This is a genomic window from Oceanobacillus saliphilus (genome assembly GCF_023522835.1).
Taxonomy (GTDB): domain Bacteria; phylum Bacillota; class Bacilli; order Bacillales; family Amphibacillaceae; genus Oceanobacillus; species Oceanobacillus saliphilus.
Genome location: NZ_JALCZU010000021.1, coordinates 1 through 7,807, shown reverse-complemented (window position 1 = coordinate 7,807; position 7,807 = coordinate 1). Strand labels below are relative to the sequence as shown.

At 32.2% G+C, this 7,807-nt stretch carries 10 protein-coding genes and 1 pseudogene; all 11 read right to left on the bottom strand.

Features of this window, described 5'->3' with window-relative positions; genetic code table 11:
• Nucleotides 1-282: hypothetical protein (locus tag MN204_RS20085; protein WP_249872862.1), on the bottom strand; the 282-nt coding region annotated here is incomplete at its 3' end.
• Between the two features lie 210 nt (nucleotides 283-492).
• Nucleotides 493-894 (bottom strand): annotated as a pseudogene (locus tag MN204_RS20080) (shikimate kinase); the annotation flags it as partial.
• A gap of 164 nt (nucleotides 895-1,058) precedes the next feature.
• Nucleotides 1,059-1,571, bottom strand: coding sequence for a hypothetical protein (locus MN204_RS20075; protein ID WP_249872861.1), 513 nt, complete (start codon nucleotides 1,569-1,571; stop codon nucleotides 1,059-1,061).
• 5 nt (nucleotides 1,572-1,576) lie between these two features.
• The gene (locus tag MN204_RS20070) at nucleotides 1,577-2,155 is read right to left on the bottom strand and encodes a hypothetical protein (protein ID WP_249872860.1); all 579 of its coding nucleotides are present in this window, start codon (nucleotides 2,153-2,155) and stop codon (nucleotides 1,577-1,579) included.
• Nucleotides 2,156-2,273: 118 nt separating this feature from the next.
• Entirely contained in the window at nucleotides 2,274-2,684 is a 411-nt protein-coding gene (locus tag MN204_RS20065) for an NUDIX hydrolase (protein WP_249872859.1), read from the bottom strand.
• A 124-nt stretch (nucleotides 2,685-2,808) separates the two neighbouring features.
• Nucleotides 2,809-3,069: a DUF4190 domain-containing protein gene (locus MN204_RS20060; RefSeq protein ID WP_249872858.1), complete on the bottom strand. Its 261-nt coding sequence runs from the start codon at nucleotides 3,067-3,069 to the stop codon at nucleotides 2,809-2,811.
• Between the two features lie 195 nt (nucleotides 3,070-3,264).
• On the bottom strand, nucleotides 3,265-4,308 hold the full coding sequence (locus MN204_RS20055; RefSeq protein WP_249872857.1) for a serine hydrolase domain-containing protein: 1,044 nt from the start codon (nucleotides 4,306-4,308) through the stop codon (nucleotides 3,265-3,267).
• Between the two features lie 284 nt (nucleotides 4,309-4,592).
• Entirely contained in the window at nucleotides 4,593-4,838 is a 246-nt protein-coding gene (locus MN204_RS20050; protein ID WP_249872856.1) for a hypothetical protein, read from the bottom strand.
• Nucleotides 4,839-4,986: 148 nt separating this feature from the next.
• Nucleotides 4,987-5,523 carry a DUF1572 family protein gene (locus MN204_RS20045; RefSeq protein WP_249872855.1) on the bottom strand — a complete coding sequence of 179 codons (537 nt, stop codon included), beginning with the start codon at nucleotides 5,521-5,523 and terminating at the stop codon, nucleotides 4,987-4,989.
• Between the two features lie 684 nt (nucleotides 5,524-6,207).
• Nucleotides 6,208-6,627, bottom strand: coding sequence for an NUDIX hydrolase (locus MN204_RS20040; protein WP_249872854.1), 420 nt, complete (start codon nucleotides 6,625-6,627; stop codon nucleotides 6,208-6,210).
• Nucleotides 6,628-6,742: 115 nt separating this feature from the next.
• Nucleotides 6,743-7,600 (bottom strand): phosphotransferase, encoded by an 858-nt coding sequence (locus MN204_RS20035; protein ID WP_249872853.1) that lies wholly within the window; start codon nucleotides 7,598-7,600, stop codon nucleotides 6,743-6,745.
• Nucleotides 7,601-7,807: the final 207 nt, after the last annotated feature.

The window sequence follows — 7,807 nt, the reverse complement described above, 5'->3', positions numbered from 1 at the left end:
AGGCCCAATCCGTTTACTATTCTCACTTTTTCTTACTAGTTTCACAGCAGCTTTATTTATAATAATCGGTAACAATAAAGCGAAGATAACCGTCGAAACTATATTAATAGCAATATGGATTGGCTGAGAGGATGGATTAATTAAAAACATGATTAAAATACAGAAAATAATCATTACAACTTTAAAGATAGCAATTCGTTTTCTTGACTTATCTAGCGTTATTAGAGAATCCCGTTGAAGTGCAACCAGATTTTCAAATTTCAGTTCACCATTTAGATTCATTTTCCTATAATCACTCCTTAACTTTGATGATTCACCTATGTAGAGTTGCTTCTTTAACTCTTTTGCCCCTTTCATTAACTTCAACAAAAAGAGCGATAATCCTTCTTGGACTATCGCACCCGATAGTTGAATATCAAAAACTACCCGACATATTGAAGAACTAACTGATATAATGCTATGGAAAGTCCTAAAAGACTCGCCTTCATTTTAGATGGATGGTTTCTTTTGCTTCGAAACAAGTATAAGAAAACTACTATTTCTTTCAAGTCTCTCGTGAATATTAGCTTCTAATTCAACAAAATAAATAGTTGCACCCTTAGATTCAAAAATCTTACATATATTGTCTACATAGTCCCAATCCTCTTGTTGGTCAAATGCCCATAAATAAGTGAATATCAAGCCTTCCCGTTCGCTCTCAGCTACTGCCTTAAATATCTCCGTCCTAAATAGAGTTGATAATCTTCACATTTCTGTACTAAAACCTAAAAACGGTTCAAGTAATTCAATCGTTATACGGTTGTGAAACAATTTCAATTCAGTTATCTTCTCTAGTTCCTGCCCTACTGTCATTTTACCAACCGCTTGAGAACCAAATATAAGTACAAATTTCATAAACTTCCTCCATTATTCTGTCTCGTTAGTTAAATATCTTTATGCTTAAATAATAACATAATATTCCGAACTATTTTTCATCGTTTTCCCAGTAGAAAAAGGTAATCAAATTACTATAATCACCTTGTTTAATTCTTGCATCAGTTAGTTAAATTCATAGTCAATCACTCATTTACAACTAATTCAAAAGATTCCTCATTATCATCCCATTTAACGTCAACATTAACGACCATATCCTCCCTCATAATTGCTCCAGTTCCACCACCTCTTGAAGTAAACTCCTTAACAGAGACAGGTTCATCAAAGGTTAATGATGAACTTGCTCCACCAGTTGGTCCTAGTTTAAATTCATAATCTAATTGTTTCATTGAAGCTAATTGGTCTAAATCCCCTTTATAAGTTAACTTAAAGTTATAGTCATCTTCACTTGAATACGTGTTTATTTCATCGGCATCTTTGCCCCATACCTCTTCAGCTTTGTATCTCAACTCAGCCGACCAGTATTTCCCATCTCCTATAAATAGATAGCTATGTTCAGTTACCTCTTCGTTTTTAGAACAGGCACTTATTAACCCCGTAATTAGAAGTAATAAAACTATTCTTTTAATTAGAAAGACCCCTCTCCATAAAATTATTATTGCTGTTAAACCTTTGCACCCGTTAGTTAAAAAAGGCAACTTATTTATTCTTCAATATCCCACTCAAATTCTTTATTTTTAACAATGGAACCAACTGTTTTGAGATGGTTTTTATTATCAATTACTTCATAATCATTGATATGACTATCATTAACGTTTAAAGTAAGACTTCTTGTAACTGAATAACCTTCTCTTATTTGATTATTCTTGGTGATTAAAATTGTATAATCCCATTTATAAGAGTGGGGATCTGTATCCTTTTTCAATTCTAAACCCATTAAGTCGTTTATAATTGCCTCCATAATTTCTTCATCCTCTATTGTTACGCTTGCTATTCTTTCTGGGTATTGGTTAGAGGAATTATGTGTAGAAATTACGATTTGCCTAAGAACGGTATCTCTATCCAGTTGTTCCGAAAATGCTTCTTGAAACGTTATATAATTTAGCTGGTCTATTATAAAAGTTGCTGCTATTCCCAACACAACCACTATACACGCAGAAACAATGAGAACAGTTCCTTTTTTGATAAATAACATAAGAATAACTGCGATGATGAAAAGAGAAAGCAATAAAAGAATAAAATTATTATAGAAAAACTCCACTATACTTGATAAAAAATTCATTGGTTTTCCCCCAACCTTATAAAATGACCCACAAATATTGATAACTTTTTCAATTGAAGTTTTGTTAATTGTCTTCCTAAACTATTGCACCAATTAGTTGAACAAGGACCAATGTTTATTATCCTTGAAATGTATAGGGGGAAGAGGCTTTAAGTAAGCTATTAACTCCATTAGGATGATAAGGCATTAATTCATTAGCCCTTTCTATGTCTACCCATTCTATTGCCGCAATTTCGTCTTTGTCTATAATGGAGATTTCTCCTTCGATGACTTTGGCTTTAAATGTTATAAATAAAGCGTGATGTCCCTTTTCTTCAAATATTGCTTCATTTACAGCTATAATTTCTCCAGCTTCAATTATTAAACTTGTTTCTTCCTTAACCTCTCGAATAACTGCTTGTTCTAGAGTTTCCCCTTGTTCCACTGCACCACCAGGAAGGGACCAACCTCCACCCCTGTTTTTAACCATAAGGACCTTTTTCTTATCCCTATCATAAATAAATGCATATGCTACATCCACTCTTATCATTTCTTTTACTCACTCCTAGGTTTTTAAGGGTTAAATTATAACGGAATGTTCTCCGACTATCCTACCCACTAATCAGATATCTTCTACGTAAAATAGATTGATCCTTCCTGGATTAACGCACCCGTTAACTGAAAAGTGCGTTTCCAGCAGTTATAGAAAATATCACTGTAAGGAAAATACCTACTAAACAGCAAAACAAACCTATTACTGTCATTCTTTTTCCGTTTTGTTTATAACGTTTAATTTGCTTTAATCCAATGACACCAAAAATTAGTCCAATAATTCCAAGTATGAACCCGACACCGACGAAAGAAGTAACAATTGAAAGAATACCAAAAATCAGTGAAACAGTGCCTTTATTATTTTTCTTAAACTTCAGTAGCATTTAAAATCTCTATATCGGTCATTGTTCATCCTCCTTCATTCCAGTTTTAACTCTTATTTCACTAACCTGCCATATAGTTCAATAAGGAAAAGCTGCCTGTTCAGCCAGCAGGATCTTCAAGTAACGCACCAGTTAGTTAAAGAAGTTATTTTCTGATAACATTAATCCTAAGAAACCCCAACCTCATATATAAAATTATTCCGTTGATAATAAGTGATTATATACTTCAAAGGCAATTTCCTCTCCAATCGTTTCTCCTAATCCCAACAGGATTTTAACTAATTTCCACATTGAATGTTTTTGAGTAGTAGCAATAATAATACCCATTTTCTTTTCTTTTTTCATTCCAATATAGGTGTTAAATCCGACTGTACCACCAGTATGCCAATGAATGTAATCTTGTGTTTGTTTATCTTTGGAAATCATCCATCCCAATCCCATATGTGTATTATTATCAACTCTAATATTATTTTGTATTTTATGTGTTTGGTTAAAAACTTGTTGTAAAGGATTATCTGTTAATCCTAAATTTCCTTCTAAGAAAGTCAACATATCATTTAATGTGCTTTTCAATCCACCAGCTCCTGGTAGAGCAGGAATAGAAAATGGGGGTATTTCTTTGTTTTTCATATACGAATTGATTACTCTTCGCTGGTTATTATCACTTATATTAATAAAAGTGCTATGCAAACCTAAAGGTTTACAAATCCGAGCATTTATTGCCTCTTCATATTCTGTACCAAGAACACTTGCTAGTAAATTTCCTAAAAACCCTACACCAACATTCGAATATTTCCATTTGTTTTTATACTTCTTTAACTGAAAGTTTGACAAAAATTCGTCTAAATCCTTTGGTTGATAAGATGCAAACGGATTCATTTTATCTTGCACTTTAATATTTGAAGCATCTCTCGGCAAATTCGATTGATGGGTAATTAAATCTCGTAAAGTTATTTCTTTTCTATTATTTGAAAATGCTTGGATATAACTTGGCTGATATTTTAATACGGAGTCATCTAATTGAACTATATTATCCCTTATCATTGTCTGTAAAAATACAGCAGTAAAAACTTTAGAAATAGAACCAATTTCGAAAATTCTGTCTTCAATAGGTATATTAGATTTATCGTCTATGCCTACTGAATATATCTGTCTCCCGTTTTGATTAACAATACCAAGTAGGATACTTGAATCGTTATCTTGCTTAGACACTAAAATATTCTTAATTCTTGTTTCCATATTTTCTCCTTTCATATAAATACTTTTAAAATCCTCCGTTAGAGGAACAAAAGTTAAACATTTTTTACCATAAATATAATTTATCCTTCTTACACTAACCTGCCAGATAGCAAGATAGGCTGCATATCGACGATCTCCTTATTGTGTTAAAGCCCCAGTTAGCACAAGAATCAACTGTCCTCATTATACAATCACTGGTTTACTAAAGTAATTTCTTCCGATTCCCCATCCCAGTTTATAGTAACTTTGATATCTATATCATTTTGATTTTCACTAAAAGGTCTTTATATAGATAATACACCACTTTCGTTAAGGAGAGCATTACCGTCTGTTGTTCTTGACCCCTGTTCAATAATGTAATTTATTTCATCTTCTGGCATAGATTCCTCACCAATATATTTGATCGAAAAATTCTCATCCCTCCCATAATTAACTTCCCAGTTGTCCCCTTCACCGATATAAATCTGGCTTTCATTTTCTGAACAAGCTGATATAAATAAAACTACTGCTAAAGAAACAGGAATTAACAATGTTCTTTTTAGGATATGATTACCTCCCTTCCTCGGCTTCTTTCACTCTTCCACCACTTAATTTAAGTAGAATGTTTCACAATCTTGCCTTTGGAAAAGAAAAATGTGACACTCATCGGTAAATCGCCCATTAGTAAAAAAAACTATTTCATACTTTTTTAGTTACTTTGTCATTAAACTCTTTCAAACCGATCTTAGGAATGCTTAATATAATCCAATCTTTGTCCTTTATTTGTTTTCCAATATAAAGAATTTGTCCTAAGTGATAACTAATATGTGCCATTTCAGTTTGAACTGCTTGAAGAACACTTAAAGGTTGTTGTCTCAAATTAACAGTTTTATCTAAATCCTCTGCTTTAAGGTTTTCGATTGTTTTAAAAAGTAATTTCCAACCTTCTTCCCACTTTTGCATTAGATATTCCTTGGATTCATTAGCATCATCAATGAATTCCAAGTTCCTATCTCTATAATGTTTTTCTCCATCTGTAGTCAGAAAATCTACCCATCGAGAGTGCATATTCCCACTTAAATGCTTGATTATTATTGCAATGCTATTCGACTCTCCACTTGGCTTCCAGTGTAATTCTTTTTCTGATAATTGCTGTATCCCCTTTTCTGCACGTTCTTTAAAGTGTTTAAATTGCTTAATAGCAATTGCTAGGTATTCCTTTTCAAAGTTACTCAAAGATATCCCCCCAAATGAGTATTCAATATCTAACTCTAACATTCATTCCTACACTAACCCGCCCGGTAGTTAACACAATAAGGAATGGATTCTGCCTTCATAATGTACTGTACCAGTTAGCTTAATAAGAATTTAAATTACTCCGTTTTATTTCTTTAGAAAAGACGAACTAGTGTTGTCATATTGGTGAATATCAAGTGTCACAAACTGTATTATCATTACATTATCAGAACTTGGAAGTACATTTGAATACATAGTATTAATTACTATTAATCCCGTTCATGCTCTTTAGTTTTTGTTAGATTTATTTTTTTAAAGGCAAAAATTAGCATAGAAATGATAATTGCTATAGTAATTAATATGACAAAGAACATATTTTCGAACAAAAAATTAATCACCTTTATTTACCCCCCTTTATTAAAAATATTTTTGTAAGGTTCAGGTACTGTGACGTTATTTACATTTTGTGCTTTCATATAGATATCATCGTTAACTTCTTTAATAACTTATATTTCTGAATAAAAATACAGCTTCTATAATACGTTTATTACTCATAGTACGGTCTCCTTATAAATCAGAATCATTATACATTCAAGCATGTTTAACTATACTTCCTATTTGGCTGAGGAATTCTTATTACTAAACTTCTTATTGTATTAAAGCAACCTTTAGTTGAAGAAGCTATTAAATAAAGACATGGTGTAGGTAATCTCCGTGACCTCGTATAAGTTCAACTTCATCCTTTGATGATATCCAAAAATAATGGAATGTTAGTTCTTCTTCATCTCCTCCACCTGTTGGCTGGTAATCCCACTCATCTGGAGCATCCGATACATTTATCCTGTAAAAAAATCTATTATGTATAGCACCATCATCATTTTTCCAATTATCTTCTACAATTAAATTCTCAACTACAAAATTCTTCAATCCTGTTTCTTCTTCAATTTCTCTAATAACTGCATTATAAGTATCTTCTTGATCGTTCACTGTACCTTTAGGTATTTGTATTCCAGCTTCAGGAATCGGATGTTGAAAAACCAATACTTGCGTTTTACCATTCTTTTTCCTAATTACGTAGCCGTATGCTTTTTTAATCGAATTCAAACCAATACCTCCTCACTTTTTTAAACTTCTTCGGATCTGCCCCTATTATAAATTCGACAAAAAAGGTGCTGCTCCTTCTTTAAGAATTGCACCCGTTACTTGAAGAAGACTAAACTTAAAATTTAACGTTTTTGATTACGTCCTTCCAGTAGTACCAGGCTTTAAAATATTCCTTAAAATCATTTGGATGATGTTTAATACAAGTCCGTAACCTAAGGTATAAACCAATAATTACTTGTTCGTATAAAACTGAATTATTCTTTTCTTTTTTAATCAACAAATGCTTTACCCCTGAGTCTATAGTTTCTTTTATCAAATCATCTGGGGATGAGCAGAAGGCATAGATTAAATCATAAAGAGGGTCTCCAATAACAGGAGTTGGGTCAATCACACCACTTAACTGTCTGCCATTAAAAATAAAATTATGTACTCCACAATCCCCGTGTAATAAATATGGTTTACTATAAGTGCTATTTTTTTTAACCAGGTTACTTACGAATTGAAAATCATCACTATCTAATCGTGAAGCAATAATTTTATTTGCTTCAACGATTTCATTCAAGAGAAAACTCTGCCAAGAATCTACTGGTTGGTCTGCCCACCCCCAGCCAATATTATTTGGTGCGAGCTTATAATTGTTTAGAAGTCCTTGTACAAGTGTCGTGAGCATTTCCTTTTTATTCTTTCTAACAAAATTTGTAGAACCATTTATGAATGAATAAACTATGTACTTGAATGATGGTTCAACGAATAGAAGTTTAGGTAACAAATTTATCTCGTTATAATAATTAAGGAAAATTGCCTCCGATTTAATTACTTTTGGGTCATTTAACTTAATCACATATTTGATACCATCAATGTTAAGGAGATACAACTCACTGACAGTCCCTCCTTTTAATTGTTCATATTCTTTTGGTACTGAATGAATAATATTATTGTTAATTAATTCTATAATTATCTTTTGAATCCCCATATTTGATCCCCACTTTTAGTTAAGATCTATCTTAAACTATTCTGACCCGTTAACTAAAGAAAGACCGCCGTATTGACGGTCTCCTTGTTGTGTTAAAGCACCCGTTTATTGAAGAAATTGCATTACATATTTATTTTTTAATAATAACTCCACTTATAGTACCTACCCATATGCCAATGAAACCACTGAACGTAACAAATAATAATC

Coding starts and splice junctions, on each gene's coding strand:
- MN204_RS20060 (WP_249872858.1), bottom strand. CDS start 3,069: ATGCTACTGAAGTTTAAGAAAAATAATAAAGGCACTGTTTCACTGATT.
- MN204_RS20055 (WP_249872857.1), bottom strand. CDS start 4,308: ATGGAAACAAGAATTAAGAATATTTTAGTGTCTAAGCAAGATAACGAT.
- MN204_RS20035 (WP_249872853.1), bottom strand. CDS start 7,600: ATGGGGATTCAAAAGATAATTATAGAATTAATTAACAATAATATTATT.
- MN204_RS20065 (WP_249872859.1), bottom strand. CDS start 2,684: ATGATAAGAGTGGATGTAGCATATGCATTTATTTATGATAGGGATAAG.
- MN204_RS20070 (WP_249872860.1), bottom strand. CDS start 2,155: ATGAATTTTTTATCAAGTATAGTGGAGTTTTTCTATAATAATTTTATT.